Origin of the sequence: uncultured Roseovarius sp., assembly GCF_963972555.1 — a bacterium.
Lineage (GTDB): Bacteria > Pseudomonadota > Alphaproteobacteria > Rhodobacterales > Rhodobacteraceae > Roseovarius > Roseovarius mucosus.
In genome coordinates this window covers 34364-59367 of the sequence record NZ_CAXAUM010000012.1, presented here as the reverse complement: position 1 = coordinate 59367, position 25004 = coordinate 34364, and the positions used below count along the sequence as shown (strand labels likewise).

Genomic DNA, 25004 nt, shown 5'->3' with positions numbered 1-25004 from the left:
TTCAAGGAAAATTTCCATTTCACGGAAACCTATCCGCAGAGTTATCCACAGAAACCGTGGACAGCTTCCCTCTTGCTCTCTTGCTCGGATCATTGCAGCACTCGGGGGAATCATATCTGAGGACCGATGACCGACAACGCCCCCGAATCCCCGCCCAAACCCGGCCATGAGGTAATCCGAGACTATCTGCGCACGCTCGATGCGTCGCCGGGGGTCTACCGGATGCTCGATGCGCAGGCACGGGTGCTCTACGTGGGCAAGGCGCGCAATCTACGCGCCCGCGTGTCGAACTATGCCCGGCCCACCGGCCATACCGGGCGCATCGCGCGGATGATCTCGGAAACCGCGTCGATGATGTTTCTCACGACCGCAACCGAGACCGAGGCGCTCTTGCTCGAGCAGAACCTCATCAAGCAACTCAAGCCGCGGTACAACGTGCTCTTGCGTGACGACAAGAGCTTTCCCAACATCCTCGTGACCGCGCATGACTTTCCGATGATCAAGAAACATCGCGGCGCCAAGCGTGAAAAGGGGGCTTATTACGGACCCTTCGCCAGTGCCGGTGCTGTCAACCGAACGCTCGCGCAGTTGCAGCGCGTGTTTCAGTTGCGCAATTGCACGGATGCCATGTTCGAGAGCCGCACGCGCCCCTGTCTGCAATTCCAGATCAAACGCTGCACCGCCCCCTGCGTGGGCAAGATCAGCCGCGCCGACTATGCGACGCAGGTCAGCGATGCCGAGCGCTATCTTTCCGGCCGCTCGACCGAGATTCAGGAAAAGCTGGCGGCGCAAATGGCCGAGGCCGCCGAAGCGATGGAATACGAACGCGCCGCAGCCTTGCGCGACCGGATCAAGGCGATGACGCAGGTGCAGACCGCTCAAGGCATCAACCCCCGCACCGTGGACGAGGCCGATGTCATCGCGCTGCATCTCGAACAGGGTCAGGCCTGCGTGCAGGTGTTCTTCATTCGGGGCGGGCAGAACTGGGGCAATCAGGATTTCTATCCCCGCGTCGGGGCCGATGTCGAAGAGGCCGAGGCGCTCGAGGCCTTCATCGGCCAGTTCTACGACAGCAAGGAACCGCCGCGCAGTCTGCTTTTGTCGCATTCGATCGAGAATACCGATCTCATGCAACAGGCGCTCAGCGACAAGCTGGGGCGCAAGGTCACGCTCACCGTGCCCCTGCGCGGCGAAAAGGCGGAACTGATCGACGCCGCGCTGCGCAATGCCCGCGAAAGCCTTGCGCGCAAGATGGCCGAGACCGCCACCACGGGCAAATTGCTGCGCGGTCTGGCCGAGGTCTTCGATCTGCCCGGCCCGCCGCAGCGGATCGAGGTCTACGACAACAGCCATATTCAGGGCACGCACGCCGTGGGCGCGATGATTGTCGCGGGCCCCGAAGGCATGATGAAAAACCATTATCGCAAGTTCAACATCCGGGGCGATGACATCACGCCCGGCGATGATTTCGGCATGATGAAAGAGGTGCTGACCCGCCGTTTCAAACGCCTCTTGAAAGAAGACCCGGATCGCGCACAGGGCCAATGGCCCGACCTTTTGCTGATCGACGGCGGCGCGGGGCAGGTCAGCGCCGTGGCCAGCATCATGCGCGAGATGGGAGTCGAGGATATTCCCATGGTGGGCGTGGCCAAGGGTATCGACCGCGACGCCGGCAAGGAAGAATTCCATCGGGTCGGCAAACGCCCCATGGCGCTGCGGCACAACGATCCGGTGCTCTATTTCATCCAGCGCCTGCGCGACGAGGCGCACCGTTTCGCCATCGGCACACATCGCGCCAAACGCGCCAAGGCGGTGGGGGCCACGCCGCTCGATGAGGTGCCGGGCATCGGGGCCGCCCGCAAACGGGCGCTCTTGGCGCATTTCGGCAGCGCCAAGGCCGTCAGCCGCGCCAATCTTGCCGACCTGCGCGCCGTCGACGGGGTGTCGGACGCGATGGCGCAAAAGCTCTACGATTTCTTCCACGACCGCAGTTGAACGCTGCGCATCAATCAGCTTGACAATGCACGCTCAAAAACTGAACATGAATTCATTTTCATTTTGAGTCGCCATGCCCGATCCCACCGATCACACCAGCTATCCGGTCTTCCTTGCCGCGCAGGTCGAGGGCGAGGCCAAGGGCATCCGCACCGCACAGGCCCTGCGCATCGCCGCCTGTGCCCTGCTCGAACGCGCCGCCCTGTCGGATCTGACCATCTCCGCGATCTGCAAGGAGGCGGGCGTCGCCAATGGCACCTTCTACCTCTACTTCCCCGATCAGGCCCAATTGCTCGACGATCTCTTGCAGGGCTTCGCCGCCTTTCTCCAGGCGGGGATGATCCGCGCCAGCCAGACCAGCGCCGAGCGCGGCATGCGCCCCGCGACCGAGGCCTACGCCCGCCTGTTCGAGGCCAATCGCGGGCTGATGAAGTGCCTTATCCACCATCTCGATGCCTTTCCCGCGGCGCGCGCGGCCTTTCACCGGCTCAATCGCGAATGGATCGACACCGTCGTTGCCGCCACCCGCCGCAGGCTGGCGCGCGCGGGGCGCGATACCCTCAGCGATGCCGAACTCACCCGCCGCGCCTATGCGCTGGGCGGCATGACGGATCAGTATTTTTCCAGCCTTTATCTCTCGAACGAGCCGGGGCTGGTCGATGTCTCCACCGATCGCGCGGCGGTGATTGCCACGCTCACAACCATCTGGGAACGAGGATTGCAGCCATGAGCCTGCTCGACCAAGCCGAATTTGCCAGCCCTGAACGCCTGCGCGCCCATCAAGCGGCGGCCTGGGCGGTGCAGAGCGCCTATGTCGCGGCACAGTCAGAGTTTTATCGCGATCTCTGGCAGGGGCGCACACCGCCCGCCGATCTGCGCGACCTGCCTGATCTGCCCCTGTCGGACAAGGCGCAGCTGCGCCTCGCGCAGGCCGCACATCCCCCGTTCGGCAATTACATGGCCGCAGAGCGCCGCGCCGCCGTGCGCCTGCACCGTACCTCCGGCACCACCGGGCAGGCGATGAACCTCGCGCTCTCCGCGCGCGACTGCGCGGTGACAGAGGCCGTGGGCGGGCGCTGTCAATCCGCCTCTGGCCTCACCCCCGAAGATACCGTGGTGCATTGCCTGAACTATCAGATGTGGATGGGCGGATTGACCGACCACATGACCTTGCAGGCCACCGGCGCGATGGTGGTGCCCTTCGGCGTGGGCTCGACCGAGCTTTTGGTGCGCACCATTCAAGAGGTGGGGATCACCGCCATTTCCTGCACCCCCTCATATCCGGCGGTTCTGGAGCGGGTGATCGCCGAGAAATTCCCGGGGCTGACCCCGCGCGATCTGGGCCTGCGCCTCGGGCTCTTTGGCGGCGAGGCGGGGCTCGATGATCCCGCCTATCGCGCGCGCCTGCGCGAGGTCTGGGGAATGGAGCCGCGCAATGCCAATTACGGCGTGTCCGACGTGTTCTGCAATTTCGCGGCGCAATGTGAGCACGACACGCGCCTGCATTACATGGCCGCCGATGTGCTCTGGCCCGAACTCATCGACCCCGACACCGGCGCGCCCCTGCCGCTTGTTGTGGGGCAGACGGGCGAGTTGGTCCTGACCCATCTGGCGCGCGACTGCCAGCCGCTCGTGCGCTTTCGCAGCGGCGACATCATCACCGTGGATGAAACCGCCCCCTGCACCTGCGGGCGCAGCGGCTTTCGCTTTCGCGTGGTGGGGCGTTCGGATGACATGGTTGTCGTGCGCGGCCTCAATCTCTTTCCAACGATGGTTGCGGCGGTGATCAACGAATTCGCAGCCCTCTCGGGCGATTACCGGATCACCCTCGACAGCCCGCCGCCCTATGATGCGCTGCCGGTCTCGGTGGAGCTGGCCAAGGGGCGGCCCGCCCCCGACGGATTGGCAGAGGAGGTGGCCACCGCGATCAAGACCAAGCTGGGCGCCACCGCACGGGTCACTTTGGTGCCGCATGGCACCTTCCCACTGACCGAGGGCAAGACGAAACGCGTGCTGAGGACCTATCCATGACCGATTTCACCTATGACACCGTCCTGAGCGCCATGATGGCCGAGGGCGTGCGCTGCATCACCCTCAATCGCCCCCATAGCCTCAACGCCATGAACCGCGCCTTGATCGACGATGTCGCGCGTGCCTTCGAGGATGCCAATGCCGATCCCGCCACTCGCGCGATTATCCTGACAGGCGCGGGCAAGGCATTTTGTGCGGGCGATGACCGGCGCGAACACGTCCACCCCACCTGCGAAGAAGAGGCGCGCGATCTGGTGCGCGCGATCCAGCGCGCGACCGATGCCATCGTCCTGAACCACAAGCCCGTGGTGGGCGCGATCAACGGCTGGGCGGTGGGCGGCGGCTTTGAATGGGCGATCAACTGCGATTTCCCGATCTGGGCCGCCTCGGCGCGCGGTTTCTTCCCCGAAGTCTCGCTCAACCTTTTCGTCACCGGCGGCGTGAGCAGCCTGCTGCCCGCCCTTGTCGGCCTCAACAAGGCCCGCGAAATGCTCTTTTTCGGCGACCGCTACGCCGCGCCCGATCTGCTGGCGATGGGGCTGGCGTGGAAATGCGTGCCCGACGCCGATCTGATGCCCGAGTCCCTGTCGACCGCCCGCCGTCTGGCCGATCTGCCTCCCTTGGCCGTGCGCGCGATGAAGCGGGTTTTGAACGCTACCGCGATGACCGATCCGCGCCGCGCCATGGACCTTGAAACCGAGGCGACGATTGCCGGGTTCATGGACCCGGAAACCACGCGGCGCCTACGTGATTTCTAGCGATCAAGGGCGCTTTCCCTCGTGCCTGTGACAGGATAGAACAGAGGCCATGACGTGGACCTTGCCCAATATCCTGACCACGCTCCGCCTGCTCGCCGCCCCGGCAGTTGCGGTTATGTTCCTCTATTTCACAAGACCTTATGCCGATTGGTTCGCCCTGATCCTGTTTGTCAGTGCCGCAATCACCGATTGGTTCGACGGCTATCTGGCGCGCAGCTGGAAGCAAGTGACCAAGCTCGGCACCATGCTGGACCCGATTGCCGACAAGGCGATGGTGGTCATCGCCCTGATGGTGATCGTCGGCTATTCCAGCATGTCGCCCTGGCTGGTGCTGCCCGCCACGGTCATTCTCTTCCGCGAAGTCTTTGTCTCGGGCCTGCGCGAATTTCTCGGTGACACCGCTGGCACCCTCAAGGTCACGCAGTTGGCCAAGTGGAAAACCACCGCGCAGATGATCGCGATTGCCGTGCTGTTTGCCCAGGGCGTGTTCGAGCACTATTTCGGTATGTCGGTGTTCGGCATGGATGACCACCTGGTATTGTCCATCCTTGAGGGGCGAGAGGATGATGTGCACGGGTTGACGTGGAAATATGCCGGCATGGTCTGGGCCGGGCATGTGGGGATCTGGCTCTTGTGGTTGGCGGCGGCCCTGACCCTGCTGACCGGGTTCGACTATCTCGCCAAGTCGATCCCCTATCTGAAGGATGAGAGATGATGGATGTGCTATATTTCGCTTGGGTGCGGGAACGGATCGGCGTTCCGAAAGAGCGGATCGAAACCGCGCCCGCCACGGTCATGGACCTCGTGAACACCCTGCGCGCGCGGGAAGAACGCTATGAAGCAGCCTTTTCCGATCTGAGCGCCCTGCGCGTGGCCGTGGATCAGGAGCTGAGCGATTTTGACGCCTCTCTCGCGGGCGCGCGCGAGGTGGCCTTCTTTCCGCCGATGACCGGGGGCTGAGCCATGGACATCCGCGTGCAAGAGGCCGCCTTCGACCTTGGCACCGAGGCCAATGGCTTTGTCGCACGACAATCCCGCATGGGCGCGGTCGTCACCTTCACCGGCATCGTGCGCGATCTCGACGACACTGACCTGCACGCCATGCAGATCGAGCATTATCCCGGCATGACGCAAAAGGCGCTGGAAAAGATTGCGCAAGAGGCACGGGACCGCTGGACCCTTGGCGATGTGCTCATCATCCACCGCTACGGCACGCTGCATCCCGACGAGGTGATCATGATGGTAGCCACCGCCGCCCGCCACCGCGCCGATGCCTTCCAAGCGGCGGAATTCCTGATGGACTTCCTGAAATCGCGCGCGCCTTTCTGGAAAAAGGAAGTGACCGAGACGGGCGCGGATTGGGTTGCTGCCCGCGACGCGGATGAGGATGCGCTGACCCGCTGGTAGGCGATGCGACGCGCGGTCCCGCTTGCGCCGGGCCGGGTTTCAGGGTGATCTGCCTCCAGACCGTTTTCTTGAGAGACCTCCCATGACCGCCATCATCGAAGACTATATCACCACGCTCACACCTCGCGCCAAGGGCCGGATCAGGGGCCTTGCCAAGCTTGTGATCACGGGCCACGGCAGCGTCATGCTCAGCGAAGACGGGGCCATCGCCGGGGATGCGGCGGCGGATGTCGTGCTCAGCGCCAGCGACGAGGTGTTTCGCAACATCCTGTCGGGGGCGCAAAACCCGATCATGGCCTATATGTCAGGCAAGCTGAAGGTCGAGGGCAATGTGCAACGCGCGCTCAAGGTCAGTGCGATCCTGACGGGCGAGGGTTAACGCGCCCACGCTCAAGGAAAAGCGGCGGTGCCATGGGGACCGCCGCTCTGATCTGTATTCTGAATTCCTGGATCGCTTACTTGCAGCGTTTTTCGGCCTCTTCCACCGCAGCCGTATACCCCAGAAGCGAGAACGTATCCTTGGTCACGGTGCCCCGTGCCGAGCGTGCGGTCAGCACGGCATCCGCGCCGCGCTTCATCGCCGCGAGAACCTGCGCGTCATCGGCGGCGCTTGCGGGCCAGGCCCACTCGCCCTCGGTGAAGAGTTCAAACTGCGTACCGCCGATATTGAGGTTCACGGTTGATCCCCCGGCAAACGGATAGCCGCCGGTAAAGGTGATCTGCCCCTGCACCCCGGCACCCGGGCGGAAGAATGTCATCAGCAGAATATCACCGCGCCGCACCGCAACCACGCGCCCATCCTTGGTGTTGACCGTTTCGGTCGGGGCCGACACCGCCCAGCATTCCCGAGGATCGCTATCCTCGAATACGCTCCATGCGGTGCTGGTTGCGACCTGATTGGTGCTTGTGCTTTGCGCCTGTGCGGCGGGCGTGATCAGCATTGCCACCGCAATGGCCATGCCGCCTGCAAATCGTGATATCATATGTCCAGCCTCCAAGCTGTCCTGAGCCTCAAATCCTTCGGTCGCCAGCTACCCTTTACGGGAATATTTTTATATGCGACCAGTTCTGTCTCGACATTGCAATATTAGCCTGAAACACGCGAGAAGTGAAAGACGCAATTGGCGGATTTCCGCATATCCCGCCTGTGCCCCGATCTGCCGGAGTAAACCGATGACCCAAGCTGTCCCCTTTACCGAAATCTGGCGCGGCCCTCGGGCCGAGAGCGTTCATTTGGGTCATGCCGTGATTTGTGACGCAGGCGGCGCGATTGTCGAGGCTTGGGGCAACCCGTCCGAAACGATCCTGCCGCGCTCGTCCTGCAAGATGCTGCAGGCGCTGCCGCTTCTCACCAGTGGCGCTGCGGATGCGCATGGGCTGACGTCCGAGCACCTCGCCCTCTCTTGCGCCTCGCACAACGGCGCGGCGATCCATACCGAGCGCGTCAATCGCTGGCTTTCCGATCTGGGCCTGACGGACGACGATCTGCGCTGCGGCGCGCATGACCCGCAGGACAAGGAGGCGCACAAGGCGCTCTTGTGCTCCGGCACCGCGCCCTGTCAGGTGCATAACAATTGCTCGGGCAAGCATGCCGGGTTTCTCACGCTCAACCGGCATCTGGGCGGGTCTGCCGAATATGTCGAGCCCGGCCATGTGGTGCAAAAGGCCGTGCTTGAGGCGTTCGAGGAAGCCACTGGCGAAACCTCACCCTATTACGGCATTGATGGCTGTTCCGCCCCCAATCACGCCAGCTCCCTGCACGGCATGGCCCGCGCGATGGCGCGGTTCGCGGGCGCATCCGAGACTGGCGACGCGTTCGACCGCGCCGCCGTGCGTCTTTGGCAGGCCATGGTCGCCCATCCCGAACTGGTGGCGGGCGAGGGGCGCGCCTGCACCGAACTCATGCGCGCCTGTTCCGAGCCTGTGGCGCTCAAGACCGGGGCCGAGGCGTTCTTCATCGCGATCCTGCCCCGTCGCAAGCTGGGCGTGGCGCTCAAGATTGCCGATGGCGGCACGCGCGGGGCGGAATGTGCGATTGCCTCGATCCTCGTGCGTCTGGGCGTGCTCGACCCCGAGCATCCGGCGGCGCACAAATACCGCAACGCGCCCATCGTCAACTGGCGTGGCATCGAAACCGGCATGATCCGCCCCGCCGCCACCCTCGCCTGACCCGACTCGGGGCGCGGGCATCGGCGGGGGTCCACCGATGCGCGTGCCGGGGCTTTTTCGGCGCTGGCCTGCTCAATCCGCCCTTTGCCATGCGCGGCCTCTCGCCCGGTCCCTCGGACCGGCGTAGGTCCGCGTATCGGACCCCTCTGATCTGGCCGCTTTCCGCGCCTTTTCGCGTGAAATCGGCACCGCCCGCGACAACCCGGTCAACTCTGCTCATCTTCTGGCCTTGGGGGCGCAACCGCGCCCTCGCAACCAGAGAAAGGATGATCCAGATGACCAAGGATTTCGTTGCCGCCACCTTCGCCCTCGCCCTCGCCCTCGGCCTGCCGGCCGTGGCCCTCGCGGGCGAGTTTTCGACGATGGACGCGGATGGCGACGGCTATGTCACCATGTCCGAGTTTCAGCAGGCCATGCCCGAGGCCACATCCGAGACCTTTACCACGGTGGATGCCAATGCCGATGGCGCGCTGAGCCAGGACGAGGTGGCCGCCGCGGTCGATGCGGGCGTGCTCCCCGCAGCGGATGGCTGATCCCCGGCCAGACCCATGACAAACGCCGGGGCGGGGGTACCCCCCCCCGCCCCAAGACCTCGCCCACTTGAACGCGCGAACTGCGGTCCCATATCGTCCGAAACGACCATTTTCCGCCGCAGACTTGGGGGCCGCGACGTGACGGATCGGACCAGAGAATCAGACCCGACCGGGCCGCGGCCCGCATTCTCCGCATCGAACCGTTGGGACGGTGTGCTCACACCAGAACAAAAGACATGGTGCGAGGCGCGGGGCATCACGCTTGCCTATGATCCCCTGCAGATCGGCTGGGTCATCGCCGAAGAAAACGCCCCCTGCCCACGCTCCACCCCCGTCGCCCCCCTCTCGTGGAAGATCAAGACACCGGGCACCCTGGGTTTTCGCCGCTGGCAACCCCAAGACGTGCCGGCCTACAAGCGGCTCCTGTCCGACCCCGAGGTCTGGCAGCATATGCACGAGGATTGGCCCGGCCCGCTGACCGACGCGCTCGCTCGCGACCTGATCGACATCTCCGGACTCAGCGATCACCACGACGTTCTGGCTGCAACCCTCGATGGCCAACCCATCGGGCAGATGCGCCTGGCCTTCGGCATAGATGCCAGCAGCCGCGACACCGCCGAACTCAGCTACTGGTTGGGGCGCGATCATTGGGGCAGGGGCCATGGGCGCCGCCTCGTCCACCGCGCCACGAGGCGCGCCTTCGCGGATCACACAGGGCTCTATCGTCTGGTGGCCTTCGTCCATCCGGACAATACGGCCTCGGCCCGCTGCCTGCGTGCGGCGGGCTATCATGACCGCGGCCACCGCGACGACGGCTGGTCTTGTTTCGTGATCTACCGCGACGGCTGAGACCTAGACAGGCGGTCCGGTGCGCGGTTGCGGCCGGTTGCGCAAGCGCCGGTTATGCCGCAGCGCCCAGAGGTTCGACGCAAACAGCGCGCCGATCACCACCACACCTCCGACAATGGCCCAGGGGCCGGGGTCCTCGCCCACCACGGCCCAGACCAGCAGGGGGGCCAGCACGGATTCGAGCAGGATCAACAGCGCCACCTCCGCCGAGGCCAGATAGCGCGGGCCAAGCGTAAGCAGACAGGTCGAGACGCTGATAAAGGCCCCATGCGCCAGAATGAGCGGCCAGTTCGCCTGCCAGACCGCCATCGGCTGTGCCACCGGCCAGATGGCCAGCGAGGCCCCCAGAAAGGCCAGCGGAATGGCCGGGATCATCGAAACGGCGCGCAACTGCCGCGCCGTGGTCATTGCGCCTGCAAAGCTGGCCGAAACCCCGAGCGCGATCAAATCCCCATGCCAATGCGCGCCATGCGTCTCGCCCGATCCCCAGGCGATCACACCCAGCCCCGCAAAAACCCCCGCCATGGTCAGGACCATGCGTTTGCTGATCGCCTCGCCCAGAAAAATCCGGCTGAAAATCGCGGCAAAGACCGGCATCGAGGCGAGGATAAAGACCACATTGGCCACGCTGGTCAGGCTGACCGCAAAGACGAAACCGGGCGCGGTGATGGCAATCAGAAAGGCATAGAGCAGACCATGCTTGCCGGTTTTCACCACCTCCCGGATGCCGCGCTGGCCCTGAAACAACAGCACCCCCGTCAGGATGACAGACCCCGCCGTGATCCCGCGCCAAAACGCGATGCTGGCCGCGTCCCCGTCGATCAACCGCACGAAAAGCGAATCCGGCACGACGAACAGAACGCCGAGCGCGGTGATGATCAGACCTTTGAGATGCGTATTCATTGGGCAATCTCTGGGGGCAATACCGGGCAAAGTAAACCCCGTCTTGCCTCTCGCCAAAGCGCGCGGGCGCGGTCTATCCTGTGCCGGACAATCACAGGAGAGCCGCCATGCCCGCCCCCGAAAACCGTTTCAAATCTGCCCTGATGCGGGGCGAGCGCCTGATTGGGTGCTGGGCCGGGTTCGCCGATCCTTATGCGACCGAGGTTCTGGCCAGCGCGGGTTTCGACTGGCTCGTGATCGACGGCGAACACGCGCCCAACGATCTGCGCTCGATTTCGGCGCAACTGGCCATGCTGGCGGGGCGGCACAGCCTGCCGGTGGTGCGCCTGCCGATGGGCGAGGCCTGGGCGATCAAGCAGGTGCTCGACGCAGGGGCCCAGAGCCTCATCATTCCCATGGTCGAGAGCGCGGATCAGGCCCGCGCCCTCGTGCGCGCCACCCGCTATCCGCCTGAGGGGATTCGCGGATCGGGCGCTGCTCTGGCGCGGGCGTCGGATTTCTCTCGGATCAAGGACTACATCCCCACCGCCAACGCCCAAAATTGCCTGATCGTGCAGGTCGAGAGTATGGCAGGGATTGAGGCGCTCGAGGATATTCTTGCGGTCGAGGGCGTGGACGGTGTCTTTATCGGCCCCTCCGATCTGGCTGTCGATATGGGATATGTCGGCGACAGCCATGCGCCAGAGGTGCAAGAGGTCATCCGCTCGGCGCTCAGCCGGATTGCCGCCTCGCCCAAGGCGGCGGGCATCCTCGCGCTCGATCACGACACGGCACAGCACTATGCCGATTGGGGCGCACAGTTTCTGGCGGTGGGCATTGACGTGGTGATGCTGGCACAGGCGGCGCGCGCAACCGTGGCCCGTTGGCGCGATGGCTGAGGGGCTCGTCGCCGATATCGGTGCCAGCCATACGCGCCTCGCGCTGATTTCGGAAGGGGCGTTGAAGCCGGGCAGCGCGCGGCGCTTTCTCAACGCCGATTTTCCCGGCGTCCTCCCGATGATTGCGTCCTATCTCCACGAACAGGGCGCACAGCCAAAGGCAATCTGCGCCGGGGTGGCGGGGCCGGTGCGGGCGGGCAGGGCGCAATTGACCAATCTCGATTGGGTCATCGACGGGGCCGAGATTGCCCGCGCCACCGGGGCCGCCGAGGTGCATCTGATCAACGACCTTCAGGCGCAGGGCTATGCGCTCGACGATCTCGATCCGCAGAGCATCACACCGATCTTTTCGGGGCAACCCGATCCCGACGGCCCACGCATGGTGCTGGGGCTGGGGACGGGCAGCAATATCGCGGTGGTGCATCGGGTTGGCGCTGATCTCTTGGTGCCGCCTGCCGAGGCCGGTCATTCCGGCCTGCCGCATCTGGGCGATGCGGCCAATGCGGTGATTGCGGCCTTGGGCGCAGAGGTGCCGCACAAACCCTACGAGGCGCTCTTGTCCGGCTCGGGGCTCATGCGCCTGCACCGTCTGCGCTGCGGTGCGAGCCTCACCGCGCCGGAAATCCTCGGGCAGGCAGAGCAAGCGGGGGGCGACTGCGCCGAAACCCTCACCCTCTTTCTGGAAATTCTGGGCGCTGTCATGGGCAATCTTGCCCTGACCCATATGGCAACAGGGGGCGTGTTCCTGATCGGTGGGCTGGCCCGCGCCATGGCGCCGATGCTCAACGCGCCAGAGTTTCGCGGGACCTTTACCGCCAAAGGCCCCTACCGCCCCATCATGGAGGCCATGCCGCTCTATCTCATAACCGACGATACCGCCGCCCTCATCGGCTGCGCGCGCTACCTGCGGCAGCGGTTGAAATAATATACATTACAGTGTATATTTCACTGCACACTCCAGGGAGGGCTCCATGAAACGCCTCTTGACCAACCAGATCTGCACCATGACCGAACTGCGCGAACCGCAAAAGGTGCTCGACGCGGCAGGCGGCAAGCCGGTGGCGATCATGAAGAACTCCAAATGTATCGGCTATCTCGTGCCCGAAGAAGCCACGCTGCAACACGAGCCGCGTTATGCGACGATGGACGAGGTGATGGCCTCCCTGCGCAAGCGGAGAGCCGAGAACCAGCCAGTGCTTGAGTATCTCAAGGACAAATGAGCTTTCTGCTTCTCTCGGTCGAGCTTGTCGAGGTCATTCACGATGCGGTTCTCAACCCCGGTGAGCTGCCGGGACGTGCGCGCGACAAATCGCTCGAAGGCGCCTTGGCGCGCGTCGACAATCGTATTCTTTACGGGATGATCGAAGACGTCTTTGATCTTGCGGCCAGCTATGCCGAGGCGATCTCGCAGGGGCACTGCTTCAACGATGGCAACAAGCGCACAGCGCATCAGGCGATGGACGTCTGCCTTGATCTGAACGGGATCGAGATTGCGTGGCAGCCCGAAGACGTCGGCCAACGGATCATCCGCCTTGCGCAACGCCTCGATGATGCGGGCGACATGGCCGATTGGTTGCGCACGCAGGCAGGCTGCTAGGCCGCACCCACTTTCCCCTCCGCCTCCGCTCTGCCATAATGCCCCCCAACCAACAAAAAAGAGCAGCGGCATGAACGATCTTCTCTCGCCCACCCCGAAATCCGATTACGATGCCTCCTCCATTCAGGTGCTCGAGGATATGGAGCATGTCCGCCTGCGCCCCGGCATGTATATCGGCGGCAAGGACGATCGCGCCCTGCATCACATGGTGGCCGAGATCATCGACAACTCGATGGACGAGGCGGTCGCAGGCCATGCCACCTGGATCGAGGTGGAGCTGCACGCCAACGGTCATGTCAGCGTGCGCGACAACGGGCGTGGCATCCCGGTCGATCCCCACCCCAAGGACCCCAGGAAATCCGCGCTCGAAATCATCTTCTGCATGCTCAACGCCGGCGGCAAATTCTCGGGCGACAGCTATCAGACCTCGGGCGGCCTGCACGGCGTCGGCTCCTCGGTGGTCAACGCGCTCTCGGATCATCTCCGGGTCGAGGTGGCGCGCAACCGCGAACTTTACATGATGGAATTTTCGCGCGGCATCCCGCAGGCCCCCTTGGCCAAGATCGGCGCCGCCCCCAACCGGCGCGGCACCTCCGTCACCTTCCATCCCGACCCCGAGATCTTTGGCTCTCTCACGCTCAAACCGGCCCGGCTCTTCAAGATGGCCCGCTCCAAGGCCTATCTCTTCTCCGGCGTCGAAATCCGCTGGAAAACCGAGATCAGCGATGGCGACACCCCCGCCGAGGCCACGTTCAAATTCCCCGGCGGGCTTGCCGATTACCTGGGCGAGGCGCTGGGCGGGGCGACCACCTATGCCGAGCGTCCCTTTGCCGGCAGCGTCGATTTCCGCGACAAGTACAACGTGCCGGGCAAGGTGGAATGGGCGATCAACTGGACACCCGCCCGTGACGGCTTCATCCAGTCCTATTGCAACACCGTGCCCACGCCCGAGGGTGGCACCCACGAAGCCGGGTTCTGGGCCGCGATCCTCAAGGGGATCAAGGCCTACGGCGATCTCGCCAATAACCGTAAGGCCACGCAGATCACCCGCGAAGACCTGCTCGCGGGCGGCTGCGCCCTCGTGTCCTGCTTCATCCGAGAGCCGGAATTCGTGGGCCAGACCAAGGACCGGCTGGCCACCACCGATGCCGCCCGCATGGTCGAGGGGGCGGTGCGCGACCATTTCGACAACTGGCTGGCGGCGGATACAAAATCCGCGGGCGCCATCCTCGATTTCCTCGTTCTGCGCGCCGAGGAACGCCTGCGCCGCCGTCAGGAAAAGGAAACCCAACGCAAGACCGCGACCAAGAAACTGCGCCTGCCCGGCAAGCTGGTGGATTGCGCGTCAAACACCCGCGACGGCACAGAGCTGTTCATCGTCGAGGGCGACTCTGCGGGCGGCTCTGCCAAGATGGCGCGCGACCGCAAGACCCAGGCGCTCTTGCCGCTCAGAGGCAAGATTCTCAACGTGCTGGGCGCGGCCTCGTCCAAGCTGGGCAGCAATCAGGAGATCAACGATCTGACTCAGGCCTTGGGCGTGAGCCTTGGCAGCAAGTTCAACCTCGACGATCTGCGCTATGACAAGATCATCATCATGACCGACGCCGATGTCGACGGCGCGCATATCGCGGCGCTGCTGATGACCTTCTTCTTCACCCAGATGCGGCCGATGATCGACGCAGGGCATTTGTATCTGGCCTGCCCGCCGCTCTACCGCCTGACCCAAGGGTCAAAACGGGTCTATTGCCTCGATGAGGCCGAGCGTGATCTATGGCTGGAAAAGGGGCTGGGGGGCAAGGGCAAGATCGACGTCAGCCGCTTCAAGGGTCTGGGCGAGATGGACGCCAAGGATTTGAAAGAAACGACGATGGACCCCAACTCGCGCAAACTCATCCGCGTGACCATTGACGAGGATGAACCGGGCGAAACCGGCGACCTCGTGGAACGCCTGATGGGCAAGAAGCCGGAACTGCGGTTCCAGTATATCTCCGAAAATGCGCGGTTCGTGGAGGAGTTGGATGTTTGAGCGCACCTAAACGGCATCATTATGTTCCAAGAGTTTATTTAGAAGAGTTCACCTCCGACGATGGTAAGCTGCTCGTGATTGAAAAACCTTCGGGAAAATGCTTCCCGTCAGTTCCTTCGAACGCAGCAGTCATTGCGCATCAAAACACAGTTTACTTCGACGATGGTACTAAGGACCAAGAAACAGTCGAAAGCTTCTTTGGTAATATTGAGCAAGATTATCCTCGCTATCTCCAACAAGTTCGTGACGGTTACATAGATGGTGACACGATCGATTTTTTTGTGACACTTTCAATTCACCAAAGAATGAGGACGCCACGAGTACGGAAACAGCTTGCTGATTTGGTCGTTCAGTTTGATGAAAAAGGTGCCTTGGATCATTTAAAGCATACGTTCTCTGCTCACGAACTCTCGCTTTTAAACAAAGCAAAAGGTCGCGACAAAAAGGCGTTGAATCAATTAGGTCTTTCGTTGTCAGGACACTATGCTATCTCCACAGGTTTGATCTTAGAGGGAATGCGTTTCGCGTTTCTTCGAAACGAAACGGATTTGAATTTAGTCTCATGTGACAACCCCGCGACCGTGTCAGGAGTTTCTATTGATAGACGTCAAACTACCGGCTTATTGCCTCTTCCAAGCAATCGTCGCGTCCTAATCTTTCCAATTTCGAGAGACTTTTTGCTTTACGGCGATACAACTTTGAAGTCGGAGCTAGGCTTTATCGTGTTTCGCGATAAACCGACACTTCGCCGCGCAACGGTAACTCGTGTGAACAATCTGACGGCGCTGTCAGCTGATCGCTACGTGTTTCAGTCAGAGGACCAAGCTAGGCCACAAACAAGCTGCATTCGCAACCGATTGGACGACGAAAAACAAGCACTTCGAGTATTCAGAGGTCCATTTTCAAAATGCTTATCCGAAGCAGTGCGGGATCTTCGAAGTCTGGCGTTATGAAGTTTGCTGGGAAGAAGACATTGGTTGAATGTCTTTGACCATAACGCGCGGAATCAAGGCGCGCAGCGCCGCCGCGCGATCGCCGGGCCGCCCCCCGGCCTGGCGATTTTGAGGTGTTGCGCGCCGTCTTGGGGTCACACTTATTTGGCAGGGATAAAGTGGCAGCCACAACCGTTGCCTCGCCAGACCGCGGCCCGTCGACCGCACGGCGGCCTCTCCCGAGGACAACGCGCGACAGGCCGCATGAGATCCCCGCTTTCGCAAGGATGACAGGGGAAGGGGGATGGCCCCCATCACGCCCCTTGTCGCCGCCCCTCGGCCCGCTTATCTTCCATGATGCAGCACCGGCCCCGCGCCGTGCCTGCTGCGCCCGAGGGCTCATCGCCCTGACCCTGTCAGGCCCCCTGATCCCCTGAGCACGACCCGGCCTGGCACCCTGCCTGACCGGGATCATTCAGGAGACACTCCCATGTCCAAAGGAAAAAGCCAGAGCAACCGCGAGGCCAAGAAGCCCAAGAAGGAAAAGCCCAAGGTTCTCGCCACCGCGAATTCCAACAGTGGCAAGAACGCCACCGTGATCGCGGGCAAAGCGGTCAAGTAAACGCTGGGTCGGCATTCGCGCAATCGGCGCGGATGTGGCCTGCCCCTCAGGCCGAGCGCAGGCCGGTTTCCACCAGAAGCCCCTTGCGCTTGGCCTCGTAATAATACCCCCGCGCATACCACATGATCGCGGCATCAGGATTGCCATCTGCCACGATATAGGCCCCGCGCAGGTATTTGACCCCGTATTTCAGGTTGGTCTCGGCATCCAGCAACTCGGACGCAGGCCCCCGGTGACCCATGCCGCGCGCGGTCTGAGGCAAGATTTGCAGCAGGCCATAATACGGCCCGTTGCGCGCACCGGGGCGATGCGTGCTCTCTCGGATCGCCAGACGATGCACGAGGCTGCGCGGCACCTGATAATGATCGGCATATTTGTTGATCAGGTGGCGCAACTCTGGCGTTTCATTCGGATAGAGCGGCGGATCAAAAGGCGCGTTGCGGCTGGACACCTCGGGTTCGGGTTGCGCACAGGCAGCGAGCGGAGCAACCGCGATGAGACCCAGAACAAGACGACGACTGATCAAAGACATGGCGGCTCCTGAAAAACGCTGCGCGCAAGATGCCCGGATCGTGCAAGTCGCGCCAGAGGGCTTGTATGGGGCAGGCGGAACCCCGCCACCTTGCCAATCCTTGCCACCCGCGCCATGTAAGGGGCATGACACAAACGCTTCTTTCCTTTGGCCACGGTTTTTCCGCCCGCGCCCTTGCCGCCCGTCTCTTGCCGCAGGGCTGGCAGATCATCGGCACCACCCGCAGCGCTGACAAAGCCAATGTTTTGCGCCGCGAGGGGGTGACACCCGTGCTCTGGCCTGACGAGGATTTGACATCCGCTCTGGCCTCAGCCACGCATCTGTTGATTTCTGCCGCGCCCGACGCGGCGGGTGATCCGGTGCTGGCGCGCTATCGCGATGCGATTGCCGAGGCCGCGCCCCGGTTGGCGTGGGTTGGCTATCTGTCGACAACCGGAGTTTACGGCGATCATGCGGGCGGTTGGGTGGATGAGGCAACGCCGCTCACCCCGTCCACCAAGCGCGGCCAGATGCGGGTCGAGGCCGAGGCCGCGTGGCAGGCGATCCCCGGTCTGCCGCTGCACATCTTTCGCCTTGCGGGCATCTATGGCCCCGGACGCGGCCCGTTCGAAAAGGTGCGCCAAGGCACGGCCCGGCGGATTGTAAAGCCGGGTCAAGTATTTAGCCGTATCCATGTCGAGGATATCGCGCAGGTGCTGGAGGCATCAATCGCCCGTCCCAATCCGGGTGCGATCTATAACCTCTGCGACGATGATCCCGCCCCGCCGCAGGATGTGATCGGCCATGCCGCTGAATTGCTGGGCCTGCCGCTGCCCGAAGAGGTGGCCTTCGACGACGCCGAGATGACGCCGATGGCGCGATCGTTCTATGCGGAATCAAAACGCGTCTCGAACCGCCGGATCAAGGAAGAGTTGGGGATTGACCTCCTCTATCCTGATTACCGATCCGGGCTGCGCGCGCTTTTGGCGTCGGGGGATTAAGAGGGGGCGCTGCCCCCGTCCCGGACGGTGTCCGGGACTCCCCCGAGGTATTTTCGGCCAGATGAAGCGGAGATCAGGATTTCGTCACGATCCGGTTGATATGACCCATCTTGCGGCCCGGCTTGACCTCTGCCTTACCATAAAGGTGCAGCGAGACACCGGGCGCGCGCGCCAAGTCGGCCACGCGGTCCATATCCGCGCCAATGAGGTTTTCCATCACCACATCGGCATAGCGCGTGCCATCGCCCAAGGGCCAGCCCGCCACCGCGCGAATATGCTGCTCGAACTGGTCGATGGCGCAGCCTGCCTGCGTCCAGTGGCCCGAATTATGGACACGCGGCGCGAATTCGTTGACGATGAGCCCCTTGGGCGTCACAAAGAGCTCGACCCCCATGACTCCGATATATTTCAGACTATTCAATATCTTGGCCGCCAAGAGTACGGCATCGGTGCGCTGCGCTGATGTCAGGCGCGCCGGCACGGTGGTGGTACGCAGTATCCCGCCCTCATGCACATTCTCTCCGGGATCATAGCAGGCCACATCCCCAGTCTGATTACGTGCGGCGATGACCGAGACTTCGTGGGAGAACTCGACAAAGCCTTCGTAGATTGCGGGTTGCCCGGCCATGTCGGCGAGCGCCTGTTCGGCATCGGCAGGGGACATGATCCGCGCCTGCCCCTTGCCATCATAGCCAAAGCGCCGGGTCTTGAGAATGGCGGGCGTCCCGATTTCGTCCATCGCCTCGGCCAGATCCACGGCATCGTCAACGGCAGCAAAGGGGGCGGTCATCAGCCCCAGATCACTGAGGAATGCCTTTTCCAACAGTCGGTCCTGACTGACCCTCAGCGCACGGCGGTCGGGACGCACGGGGCGCAGTTTCTCAAGCAGATCGAGGGCTGCGGTGGGGATATTTTCGAACTCATAGGTGATGACATCGACCGCCTCGGCAAAGCGGCGCAGCGCGTCCTCGTCCGTGTAGTCGGCCTGAATATGGCGCTGTGCCACATGGCTTGCGGGGCAATCGCTCGCGGGTTCGAAGATCACGGTCTTGAACCCCAGCCGTGCGGCGGCAACAGAGAGCATGCGGCCCAACTGCCCGCCGCCGAGGATTCCGATGGTCGCACCTGTGGGAAGCGTATCAGTCATCGGTTGGCTCGTCGGGAATAGAGGCAGAGAGGGCCGCGCGCCAATCGTCGAGGCGCTGCGCAAGGTCGGCATCGGAGTTGGCAAGAATTGCTGCCGCCATCAGCCCGGCATTCGCCGCCCCGGCAGCGCCAATCGCCATGGTGGCCACCGGAAAACCCTTGGGCATTTGCACGATGGAATATAGGCTATCCACGCCCGAGAGCGCCCGCGTCTGAACGGGTACGCCGATTACCGGCACGCGCGTCTTGGAGGCCATCATCCCAGGCAGATGCGCAGCCCCGCCGGCCCCGGCGATGATCACCTGCAAGCCGCGTTCTACCGCCGATTTACCATAGTCCCAGAGCCGGTCCGGAGTGCGATGCGCTGAGACGATCCGGGTCTCATAGGCCACGCCCAATTCATCCAGAATTTGCGCGGCCTCGCGCATGGTGGGCCAGTCGGATTGACTGCCCATGATGATGCCGATTTTCACGCCTGCCATATAACGCCCCTCGTGTCGAAGCGCGCACTATACTGATCATCGGCAGCTACGCAATGATGTCCGGATAGAGCCGGTCCTCGATCCGGGCAATCATGTCACGCAGCCAGAGCTTTTTCTTCTTGAGCCGCTGGATCATCAACTGATCCGCCGTGCCTTTGTCTTGTAACGCGCGAATAGCCTCGTCGAGATCGCGATGTTCGCGGCGGAATTCTTCAAGCTCGACGCGCAACACATCCTCGGATTTCATCGACAGGTCGCTAAAGGCATTCATGGCACACGATTCCTCTGGGGTCGTAGGTGCATACGATACCGAAACCCAGCGCATTCGCAAAGCCCTTGCACGCATGCGGACCAGACCCCATATTCAATCCGAGGTCGCCGAAACGGGGCCTGCGCAATGGACGGTCGCTTACGCTCAAGGACGTGTCGATGACAAAGCTTACTCTGGGGTCACACCCCTATATGCTGGGGTTTGAACAGCTGGAACGCATGCTGGAACGCAGCGCGAAATCCGGGAACGAGGGCTATCCGCCCTTCAATATCGAACAAACCTCGCAGAACTCTTATCGCATAACGTTGGCTGTGGCCGGCTTCTCGGAGGAGAATCTGGCGATCACGGTCGAGGATCGACAGTTGGTGATCCGAGGCCGTCAGAGTGACGATGCCGAAGACCGGCTCTATTTGCATCGCGGGATTGCCGCGCGGCAATTCCAGCGCTCTTTCGTTTTGGCCGACGGGGTCGAAGTGGGCGAGGCGATCATGGAAAACGGTCTCTTGCATGTCGATCTGACGCGGGCGCAGCCCGAACCGGTCGTGCAGAGGATCAAGATCAACAAGGGGTAAGCGATCATGGATACGCGATATGATTTTGGACAGGACACAGACCGCCCCATCGTCTATGTGCGCGCGGTCAAGGTGGGCGATCTGCCGGCCGATATGCGCGAACAGGTAGGGGATCTGACCACACTTTACGCGGTGCATACGGCTGAGGGCGAGCGTCTGGCGCTGGTGCGTGACCGCAAGCTGGCGTTTCTGCTCGCGCGTCAGAACAATATGGAGCCGGTGACGGTGCACTGAAGCGCGACAGCGCGGGTGCCCCAATGACGGAGGGCCGCCCCACGAGGGACGGCCCTTTTTGATGCTTAGCGACAGGTCGCTCAGCCTGCGATCAAACCGAGGCTTTCAAGCTTGAGAATGACCTGATGGGCGCAGTTGTCGACATCGACATTCTCGGTCTCGACACGCAGTTCGGGATTTTCGGGCACGTCATAGGGATCGGAAATGCCGGTGAATTCCTTGATCTTTCCCTCGCGTGCCAGCTTGTAAAGGCCCTTGCGGTCACGACGTTCGCATTCCTCAATGCTGGTTGAGACATGCACCTCGACGAAGGCACCGAATTGCTCGACATCCTCGCGTACCGCGCGCCGTGTCGCGGCATAAGGGGCGATTGGCGCACAGATGGCAATGCCACCGTTCTTGGTGATTTCTGAGGCGACATAGCCGATACGGCGAATATTGAGGTCGCGGTGTTCCTTAGAGAAACCCAACTCCGAGCTGAGATTCTTGCGTACAAGATCGCCGTCAAGCAGGGTTACAGGACGGCCGCCCATCTCCATCAGCTTGACCATCAGGGCGTTGGCAATGGTGGATTTGCCTGAGCCTGAAAAGCCAGTAAAGAACACGGTAAAGCCCTGCTTGGACCGGGGCGGCCGGGTGCGACGCAGTTCGCGCACCACTTCGGGGAACGAAAACCACTCGGGGATTTCAAGACCTTCGGCCAGACGGCGGCGCAGTTCGGTGCCTGAGATGTCAAGCACTGTCGACCCCTCCGGAACTTCGGAAATCGGGTAATACTGCGCTTTTTCCTGAACATAGACCATGTGTTTGAAATCGACCATCTCGATGCCAATTTCGTCTTGATGCTGCTTGAACAGCTCTTGTGCGTCATAGGGGCCGTAGAAATCCTGTCCGGCAGAGTTCTTTCCCGGACCGGCGTGGTCGCGGCCGACGATGAAATGCGTGCAGCCGTGGTTCTTGCGGATCAGACCATGCCAGACCGCCTCACGGGGGCCCGCCATACGCATTGCCAGGTTGAGCAGGCTCATCGTTGTGGTCGAGCTGGGGTATTTGTCGAGTACCGCTTCATAGCAGCGCACGCGGGTAAAGTGATCGACATCGCCCGGCTTGGTCATGCCGACAACAGGGTGAATGAGCAGGTTTGCCTGCGCCTCTTTGGCGGCACGGAAGGTCAGTTCCTGATGCGCGCGGTGCAGCGGATTGCGGGTCTGGAACGCCACAACGCGGCGCCAACCCAGTTTGCGGAAGAGGGCGCGCAATTCGTTGGGCGTATCGCGGCGGCCACGGAAATCGTAATGCACCGGCTGCTGAATGCCGGTGACCGGACCACCCAAATAAATCTTGCCAGCTGTGTGATGCAGGTAGTTTACCGCCGGATGTGCGAGATCATCGGCACCAAATACTTGCTCGGCTTCACGCGCCTTGTTGGGCGTCCAGCGATCGGTGACGGTCATGGTGGCGAGGATCACGCCCTCTTGGTCGCGCAGAGCGATGTCCTGACCGATTTCCAGCGCTTCGGCGAACTTTTCGTTCACGTCAAGTGTGATCGGCATCGGCCAGAGCGTGCCATCGGCCAGCCGCATGTTCTCGACCACACCGTCATAATCGGCTTCGTTGAGGAACCCCTTAAGCGGGTTGAAACCACCGTTCATCAACAGTTCTAGATCGCAGATCTGGCGCGGGCTGAGATCCCAGCTGGTGAGGTTGGCAGCCTCGACCTTGAGCTTTTGCGCACTCTCGTAAGAGACGTAGAGTTCGGGCACGGGGGCGAGATTGGGCAATTGCATCGGAATCCTCGGATAATGACGTTTTAAGAGATGTTGCAGCGGCAACGTATTGCGGCGCGGCTTAGACCCGGATGAGGCCTGAAATCAAGGCATAGCGGCATTGCGCGGGCATTTGAGGCAAAAATGATGCGAAAAGGTGCCGATAGCGAATTTTAGGACATTGGTTGCCGATATTCGGCGAACAGCTATGGCAAATACGCGGTCTTTTGAGGTGGATCAATCCGCACGGTCATCTCCTAGCTTAGAATAGTTCTAAGCGCGCGATTCCTTTCAGCTAAGGAGCTACTCCGTGACACATCCTCTCAAAGTGCTTTTGGGCACCCTGTCTGCGCTGGCTTTGGTACAAGGTGCTGCGGCCTCGGAACTGCGCGAACGTGCGCAGGAGCTATTCTCGCCTTTGCCGTCTACCATCCCGGCGCTGAATGACAACGTGATTACCGAGGAGAAGATAGACCTTGGCAAGGCGCTGTTCTTTGATCCGCGCATGTCGGCTTCGGGCGTGTTTTCCTGCAACTCCTGCCACAACCTTGCCACCGGTGGCGATGACAATATGGAGACCTCGATCGGGCATGCTTGGCAAAAGGGTCCGCGCAACTCTCCTACCGTATTGAATGCCGTGTTCAACGAGGCGCAGTTCTGGGATGGCCGCGCCGCTGATCTTGCGGAACAGGCCAAGGGCCCGGTTCAGGCAGGTGTCGAGATGGCTAATACCCCAGACAATGTGGTCGCCACGCTGATGTCGATGCCCCAGTATATCGACTGGTTCACCGCCTCTTTCCCCGGCGAGGAAAACCCTGTCAGCTTTGACAACTTTGCCAAGGCAATCGAGGCCTATGAGGCCACCTTGATCACGCCCGCGCCCTTTGATGCGTTCCTCAACGGTGATGAGGCGGCCTTGAATGAGGATCAAAAGGCCGGTCTCACGCTGTTCATGGATAAGGGGTGCTCGTCTTGCCATAATGGGATCAACCTAGGCGGCAATGGCTATTATCCCTTTGGCCTGATCGAGAAACCGGGGGCCGATGTACTGCCGCCCGATGATCGGGGAAGATTTGCCGTGACCGAAACCGCAGATGACTCTTATGTGTTCCGCGCGGCTCCGCTTCGCAATATCGACCAGACGGCACCCTATTTCCATTCGGGCAAGGTCTGGGATCTCAAGGTGGCGGTGCAGATCATGGGCACATCGCAACTGGGCGAGGAAATCAACGATGCCGAGGCCGATCAGATCGTGGCCTTTCTCGGGGCGCTGACCGGCAAGATGCCGGACGTGACCTATCCGGTTCTTCCTGCGGAGACGCTCAAGACACCACGCCCCACAGGTGAGGTGAAGTAAACAAAGACGGCGGGAGGCAAATTGCCTCCCGCCTTGCTTGGAACAGAATTCAGTTGATCAGACCGGCGTGGCGCATGCCATCCTCGACCAGTGCCTTGGTCGGGTCGCTCAGACCCACCAAGGGCGAGCGGACCTCTTCACTGCAAAGCCCCAAACGCGACATCGCGTATTTTACGCCCACGAGCCCCGGCTCGACAAAGATCGCGCGATGAAGGGGCATCAGGCGGTCCTGCAATTCCAGCGCCTTGGCGTAGTCGCCTGCAAGCGTTGCCTCTTGTACCTGTGCCACCAGTTTGGGCGCGACATTGGCGGTGACGGAAATCACGCCAACCCCGCCTTGGGCGTTGAACCCGTGGGCGGTCGCGTCTTCGCCGGAAATCTGGACGAAATCCTTGCCGCAAGTGATCCGCTGCGCGCAGACCCGCGCCAAATCTCCGGTGGCGTCCTTGACGCCAACAATGCGTGGCAATTGCGCCAGCTTGCCCATCGTTTCAGGTGTCATGTCCACGACGGAACGACCGGGAATGTTGTAGATGATGATCGGCAGGTCGCAACAATCGTGAAGCGCGGTGAAATGCGCGATCAGCCCGGCCTGCGTCGGCTTGTTGTAATAGGGGGTCACGACCAGCGCAGCATCTGCCCCGACCTTGTGGGCGTGCTGCATCAATCGGATGCCTTCGAGCGTGTTGTTGGAGCCTGCACCGGCAATCACCGGAATCCGGCCTGCGGCGGCGCGCACCACCTCTTCGACCACCATCTCATGTTCGTGATGGGTCAGTGTCGGGCTCTCGCCCGTGGTGCCCACGGGAACAAGGCCATGGCTGCCTTCGCCGATATGCCATTCCACCAGTTTCTTGAGCGTTTCCACATCCACTGCGCCGTTCTTGAACGGCGTGACCAGGGCAGGAAAAGATCCTCTGAACATGACACGCTCCTTTTGCTGACGTTTGGGCGGGGCCCGCTG

General features: G+C 62.1%; 30 protein-coding genes. 22 read left to right on the top strand and 8 right to left on the bottom strand.

The window, feature by feature from the left end; all coding sequences use genetic code 11:
- Positions 1–126: 126 nt before the first annotated feature.
- The 8 genes from uvrC to AACZ65_RS12585 all read left to right on the top strand — a co-directional run bounded on the left by uvrC (position 127) and on the right by AACZ65_RS12585 (position 6570).
- Entirely contained in the window at positions 127–1995 is a 1869-nt protein-coding gene (gene uvrC / locus AACZ65_RS12620) for an excinuclease ABC subunit UvrC (RefSeq protein WP_339671360.1), read from the top strand.
- Positions 1996–2068: 73 nt separating this feature from the next.
- Positions 2069–2725 (top strand): TetR/AcrR family transcriptional regulator, encoded by a 657-nt coding sequence (locus AACZ65_RS12615; RefSeq protein WP_339671358.1) that lies wholly within the window; start codon positions 2069–2071, stop codon positions 2723–2725.
- Positions 2722–4026, top strand: coding sequence for an AMP-binding protein (locus tag AACZ65_RS12610; RefSeq protein ID WP_339671356.1), 1305 nt, complete (start codon positions 2722–2724; stop codon positions 4024–4026). The genes AACZ65_RS12615 and AACZ65_RS12610 overlap by 4 nt, the downstream gene beginning before the upstream one ends.
- Positions 4023–4784: an enoyl-CoA hydratase/isomerase family protein gene (locus AACZ65_RS12605; RefSeq protein WP_339671354.1), complete on the top strand. Its 762-nt coding sequence runs from the start codon at positions 4023–4025 to the stop codon at positions 4782–4784. Before AACZ65_RS12610 ends, AACZ65_RS12605 begins: the two co-directional genes overlap by 4 nt.
- 49 nt (positions 4785–4833) lie before the next feature.
- Positions 4834–5499 carry a CDP-diacylglycerol--glycerol-3-phosphate 3-phosphatidyltransferase gene (gene pgsA / locus AACZ65_RS12600; protein ID WP_037276684.1) on the top strand — a complete coding sequence of 222 codons (666 nt, stop codon included), beginning with the start codon at positions 4834–4836 and terminating at the stop codon, positions 5497–5499.
- Positions 5499–5744 carry a molybdopterin converting factor subunit 1 gene (gene moaD / locus AACZ65_RS12595; protein WP_037276686.1) on the top strand — a complete coding sequence of 82 codons (246 nt, stop codon included), beginning with the start codon at positions 5499–5501 and terminating at the stop codon, positions 5742–5744. The genes pgsA and moaD overlap by 1 nt, the downstream gene beginning before the upstream one ends.
- A gap of 3 nt (positions 5745–5747) precedes the next feature.
- On the top strand, positions 5748–6191 hold the full coding sequence (locus AACZ65_RS12590) for a molybdenum cofactor biosynthesis protein MoaE (RefSeq protein WP_339671351.1): 444 nt from the start codon (positions 5748–5750) through the stop codon (positions 6189–6191).
- 82 nt (positions 6192–6273) lie between these two features.
- Complete coding sequence (locus tag AACZ65_RS12585) at positions 6274–6570, top strand: SCP2 sterol-binding domain-containing protein (RefSeq protein WP_339671349.1); 297 nt, start codon at positions 6274–6276, stop codon at positions 6568–6570.
- A gap of 76 nt (positions 6571–6646) precedes the next feature.
- Here AACZ65_RS12585 and AACZ65_RS12580 read toward each other — a convergent pair whose 3' ends face one another.
- Positions 6647–7150: a hypothetical protein gene (locus tag AACZ65_RS12580; protein ID WP_037276689.1), complete on the bottom strand. Its 504-nt coding sequence runs from the start codon at positions 7148–7150 to the stop codon at positions 6647–6649.
- 214 nt (positions 7151–7364) lie between these two features.
- Between AACZ65_RS12580 and AACZ65_RS12575 the strand changes: the two genes are divergently transcribed.
- From AACZ65_RS12575 to AACZ65_RS12565, 3 genes are all read left to right on the top strand, one after another.
- Positions 7365–8360: an asparaginase gene (locus tag AACZ65_RS12575; RefSeq protein WP_339671347.1), complete on the top strand. Its 996-nt coding sequence runs from the start codon at positions 7365–7367 to the stop codon at positions 8358–8360.
- 275 nt (positions 8361–8635) lie between these two features.
- Complete coding sequence (locus tag AACZ65_RS12570; protein ID WP_339671345.1) at positions 8636–8893, top strand: EF-hand domain-containing protein; 258 nt, start codon at positions 8636–8638, stop codon at positions 8891–8893.
- A 213-nt stretch (positions 8894–9106) separates the two neighbouring features.
- Positions 9107–9742, top strand: a complete 636-nt coding sequence (locus tag AACZ65_RS12565; protein WP_339671343.1) for a GNAT family protein — start codon at positions 9107–9109, stop codon at positions 9740–9742.
- A gap of 3 nt (positions 9743–9745) precedes the next feature.
- On the opposite strand, the gene AACZ65_RS12560 is transcribed toward AACZ65_RS12565, so the two are convergent.
- Entirely contained in the window at positions 9746–10645 is a 900-nt protein-coding gene (locus tag AACZ65_RS12560; RefSeq protein ID WP_339671341.1) for a DMT family transporter, read from the bottom strand.
- A 107-nt stretch (positions 10646–10752) separates the two neighbouring features.
- Here AACZ65_RS12560 and AACZ65_RS12555 point away from each other — a divergent pair, with 107 nt between their 5' ends.
- The 7 genes from AACZ65_RS12555 to AACZ65_RS12525 all read left to right on the top strand — a co-directional run bounded on the left by AACZ65_RS12555 (position 10753) and on the right by AACZ65_RS12525 (position 16700).
- Positions 10753–11523: an HpcH/HpaI aldolase/citrate lyase family protein gene (locus tag AACZ65_RS12555; RefSeq protein WP_339671339.1), complete on the top strand. Its 771-nt coding sequence runs from the start codon at positions 10753–10755 to the stop codon at positions 11521–11523.
- On the top strand, positions 11516–12448 hold the full coding sequence (locus AACZ65_RS12550; protein ID WP_339671337.1) for a glucokinase: 933 nt from the start codon (positions 11516–11518) through the stop codon (positions 12446–12448). The genes AACZ65_RS12555 and AACZ65_RS12550 overlap by 8 nt, the downstream gene beginning before the upstream one ends.
- Before the next feature lie 46 nt (positions 12449–12494).
- Entirely contained in the window at positions 12495–12743 is a 249-nt protein-coding gene (locus tag AACZ65_RS12545) for a hypothetical protein (protein WP_339671335.1), read from the top strand.
- Positions 12740–13120: a type II toxin-antitoxin system death-on-curing family toxin gene (locus AACZ65_RS12540; RefSeq protein ID WP_339671333.1), complete on the top strand. Its 381-nt coding sequence runs from the start codon at positions 12740–12742 to the stop codon at positions 13118–13120. Before AACZ65_RS12545 ends, AACZ65_RS12540 begins: the two co-directional genes overlap by 4 nt.
- Positions 13121–13190: 70 nt before the next feature.
- Complete coding sequence (gene parE / locus AACZ65_RS12535; protein WP_339671331.1) at positions 13191–15146, top strand: DNA topoisomerase IV subunit B; 1956 nt, start codon at positions 13191–13193, stop codon at positions 15144–15146.
- The gene (locus AACZ65_RS12530) at positions 15143–16099 is read left to right on the top strand and encodes a DUF4238 domain-containing protein (RefSeq protein WP_339671329.1); all 957 of its coding nucleotides are present in this window, start codon (positions 15143–15145) and stop codon (positions 16097–16099) included. The genes parE and AACZ65_RS12530 overlap by 4 nt, the downstream gene beginning before the upstream one ends.
- Before the next feature lie 469 nt (positions 16100–16568).
- Complete coding sequence (locus AACZ65_RS12525) at positions 16569–16700, top strand: hypothetical protein (protein ID WP_008281428.1); 132 nt, start codon at positions 16569–16571, stop codon at positions 16698–16700.
- 46 nt (positions 16701–16746) lie between these two features.
- Here AACZ65_RS12525 and AACZ65_RS12520 read toward each other — a convergent pair whose 3' ends face one another.
- A complete protein-coding gene (locus AACZ65_RS12520) occupies positions 16747–17232 on the bottom strand; it encodes a lytic transglycosylase domain-containing protein (RefSeq protein ID WP_339671327.1) in 486 nt (161 codons plus the stop codon).
- Between the two features lie 125 nt (positions 17233–17357).
- Here AACZ65_RS12520 and AACZ65_RS12515 point away from each other — a divergent pair, with 125 nt between their 5' ends.
- Positions 17358–18212 carry an SDR family oxidoreductase gene (locus AACZ65_RS12515; RefSeq protein ID WP_339671325.1) on the top strand — a complete coding sequence of 285 codons (855 nt, stop codon included), beginning with the start codon at positions 17358–17360 and terminating at the stop codon, positions 18210–18212.
- Positions 18213–18285: 73 nt separating this feature from the next.
- Here the strand turns inward: AACZ65_RS12515 and AACZ65_RS12510 are convergent, their stop codons facing one another.
- The 3 genes from AACZ65_RS12510 to AACZ65_RS12500 are packed head-to-tail and all read right to left on the bottom strand — an operon-like array spanning position 18286 to position 20111.
- Positions 18286–19359 carry a 5-(carboxyamino)imidazole ribonucleotide synthase gene (locus AACZ65_RS12510; protein WP_339671323.1) on the bottom strand — a complete coding sequence of 358 codons (1074 nt, stop codon included), beginning with the start codon at positions 19357–19359 and terminating at the stop codon, positions 18286–18288.
- Entirely contained in the window at positions 19352–19840 is a 489-nt protein-coding gene (purE, locus tag AACZ65_RS12505) for a 5-(carboxyamino)imidazole ribonucleotide mutase (protein ID WP_037276702.1), read from the bottom strand. The genes AACZ65_RS12510 and purE overlap by 8 nt, the downstream gene beginning before the upstream one ends.
- Before the next feature lie 46 nt (positions 19841–19886).
- On the bottom strand, positions 19887–20111 hold the full coding sequence (locus AACZ65_RS12500; protein ID WP_008281433.1) for a DUF465 domain-containing protein: 225 nt from the start codon (positions 20109–20111) through the stop codon (positions 19887–19889).
- A gap of 158 nt (positions 20112–20269) precedes the next feature.
- Here AACZ65_RS12500 and AACZ65_RS12495 point away from each other — a divergent pair, with 158 nt between their 5' ends.
- Positions 20270–20683, top strand: a complete 414-nt coding sequence (locus AACZ65_RS12495; RefSeq protein WP_037276703.1) for an Hsp20 family protein — start codon at positions 20270–20272, stop codon at positions 20681–20683.
- Between the two features lie 6 nt (positions 20684–20689).
- Complete coding sequence (locus AACZ65_RS12490; protein ID WP_008281435.1) at positions 20690–20917, top strand: DUF1150 family protein; 228 nt, start codon at positions 20690–20692, stop codon at positions 20915–20917.
- Positions 20918–20997: 80 nt separating this feature from the next.
- Here the strand turns inward: AACZ65_RS12490 and AACZ65_RS12485 are convergent, their stop codons facing one another.
- A complete protein-coding gene (locus AACZ65_RS12485; RefSeq protein WP_339671319.1) occupies positions 20998–22704 on the bottom strand; it encodes a bifunctional sulfate adenylyltransferase/adenylylsulfate kinase in 1707 nt (568 codons plus the stop codon).
- A gap of 289 nt (positions 22705–22993) precedes the next feature.
- On the opposite strand from AACZ65_RS12485, the gene AACZ65_RS12480 reads away from it, so the two are divergent.
- The gene (locus AACZ65_RS12480; protein WP_339671318.1) at positions 22994–24040 is read left to right on the top strand and encodes a cytochrome-c peroxidase; all 1047 of its coding nucleotides are present in this window, start codon (positions 22994–22996) and stop codon (positions 24038–24040) included.
- A gap of 49 nt (positions 24041–24089) precedes the next feature.
- On the opposite strand, the gene dapA is transcribed toward AACZ65_RS12480, so the two are convergent.
- Entirely contained in the window at positions 24090–24965 is an 876-nt protein-coding gene (gene dapA / locus AACZ65_RS12475; protein ID WP_339671316.1) for a 4-hydroxy-tetrahydrodipicolinate synthase, read from the bottom strand.
- Positions 24966–25004 lie beyond the last annotated feature (39 nt).

What these genes read in the sequence shown, in the direction of transcription:
- purE (WP_037276702.1), bottom strand. Translation starts at nt 19,840, where the DNA reads ATGGCAGGCGTGAAAATCGGCATCATCATGGGCAGTCAATCCGACTGG.
- pgsA (WP_037276684.1), top strand. Translation starts at nt 4,834, where the DNA reads ATGACGTGGACCTTGCCCAATATCCTGACCACGCTCCGCCTGCTCGCC.
- AACZ65_RS12525 (WP_008281428.1), top strand. Translation starts at nt 16,569, where the DNA reads ATGTCCAAAGGAAAAAGCCAGAGCAACCGCGAGGCCAAGAAGCCCAAG.
- uvrC (WP_339671360.1), top strand. Translation starts at nt 127, where the DNA reads ATGACCGACAACGCCCCCGAATCCCCGCCCAAACCCGGCCATGAGGTA.
- AACZ65_RS12495 (WP_037276703.1), top strand. Translation starts at nt 20,270, where the DNA reads ATGACAAAGCTTACTCTGGGGTCACACCCCTATATGCTGGGGTTTGAA.
- AACZ65_RS12570 (WP_339671345.1), top strand. Translation starts at nt 8,636, where the DNA reads ATGACCAAGGATTTCGTTGCCGCCACCTTCGCCCTCGCCCTCGCCCTC.
- AACZ65_RS12485 (WP_339671319.1), bottom strand. Translation starts at nt 22,704, where the DNA reads ATGCAATTGCCCAATCTCGCCCCCGTGCCCGAACTCTACGTCTCTTAC.
- moaD (WP_037276686.1), top strand. Translation starts at nt 5,499, where the DNA reads ATGGATGTGCTATATTTCGCTTGGGTGCGGGAACGGATCGGCGTTCCG.
- AACZ65_RS12615 (WP_339671358.1), top strand. Translation starts at nt 2,069, where the DNA reads ATGCCCGATCCCACCGATCACACCAGCTATCCGGTCTTCCTTGCCGCG.
- AACZ65_RS12555 (WP_339671339.1), top strand. Translation starts at nt 10,753, where the DNA reads ATGCCCGCCCCCGAAAACCGTTTCAAATCTGCCCTGATGCGGGGCGAG.
- parE (WP_339671331.1), top strand. Translation starts at nt 13,191, where the DNA reads ATGAACGATCTTCTCTCGCCCACCCCGAAATCCGATTACGATGCCTCC.
- AACZ65_RS12575 (WP_339671347.1), top strand. Translation starts at nt 7,365, where the DNA reads ATGACCCAAGCTGTCCCCTTTACCGAAATCTGGCGCGGCCCTCGGGCC.
- AACZ65_RS12540 (WP_339671333.1), top strand. Translation starts at nt 12,740, where the DNA reads ATGAGCTTTCTGCTTCTCTCGGTCGAGCTTGTCGAGGTCATTCACGAT.
- AACZ65_RS12550 (WP_339671337.1), top strand. Translation starts at nt 11,516, where the DNA reads ATGGCTGAGGGGCTCGTCGCCGATATCGGTGCCAGCCATACGCGCCTC.
- AACZ65_RS12490 (WP_008281435.1), top strand. Translation starts at nt 20,690, where the DNA reads ATGGATACGCGATATGATTTTGGACAGGACACAGACCGCCCCATCGTC.
- AACZ65_RS12520 (WP_339671327.1), bottom strand. Translation starts at nt 17,232, where the DNA reads ATGTCTTTGATCAGTCGTCGTCTTGTTCTGGGTCTCATCGCGGTTGCT.
- AACZ65_RS12545 (WP_339671335.1), top strand. Translation starts at nt 12,495, where the DNA reads ATGAAACGCCTCTTGACCAACCAGATCTGCACCATGACCGAACTGCGC.
- AACZ65_RS12585 (WP_339671349.1), top strand. Translation starts at nt 6,274, where the DNA reads ATGACCGCCATCATCGAAGACTATATCACCACGCTCACACCTCGCGCC.
- AACZ65_RS12610 (WP_339671356.1), top strand. Translation starts at nt 2,722, where the DNA reads ATGAGCCTGCTCGACCAAGCCGAATTTGCCAGCCCTGAACGCCTGCGC.
- AACZ65_RS12500 (WP_008281433.1), bottom strand. Translation starts at nt 20,111, where the DNA reads ATGAATGCCTTTAGCGACCTGTCGATGAAATCCGAGGATGTGTTGCGC.
- AACZ65_RS12580 (WP_037276689.1), bottom strand. Translation starts at nt 7,150, where the DNA reads ATGGCCATTGCGGTGGCAATGCTGATCACGCCCGCCGCACAGGCGCAA.
- AACZ65_RS12590 (WP_339671351.1), top strand. Translation starts at nt 5,748, where the DNA reads ATGGACATCCGCGTGCAAGAGGCCGCCTTCGACCTTGGCACCGAGGCC.
- dapA (WP_339671316.1), bottom strand. Translation starts at nt 24,965, where the DNA reads ATGTTCAGAGGATCTTTTCCTGCCCTGGTCACGCCGTTCAAGAACGGC.
- AACZ65_RS12510 (WP_339671323.1), bottom strand. Translation starts at nt 19,359, where the DNA reads ATGACTGATACGCTTCCCACAGGTGCGACCATCGGAATCCTCGGCGGC.
- AACZ65_RS12605 (WP_339671354.1), top strand. Translation starts at nt 4,023, where the DNA reads ATGACCGATTTCACCTATGACACCGTCCTGAGCGCCATGATGGCCGAG.
- AACZ65_RS12560 (WP_339671341.1), bottom strand. Translation starts at nt 10,645, where the DNA reads ATGAATACGCATCTCAAAGGTCTGATCATCACCGCGCTCGGCGTTCTG.
- AACZ65_RS12515 (WP_339671325.1), top strand. Translation starts at nt 17,358, where the DNA reads ATGACACAAACGCTTCTTTCCTTTGGCCACGGTTTTTCCGCCCGCGCC.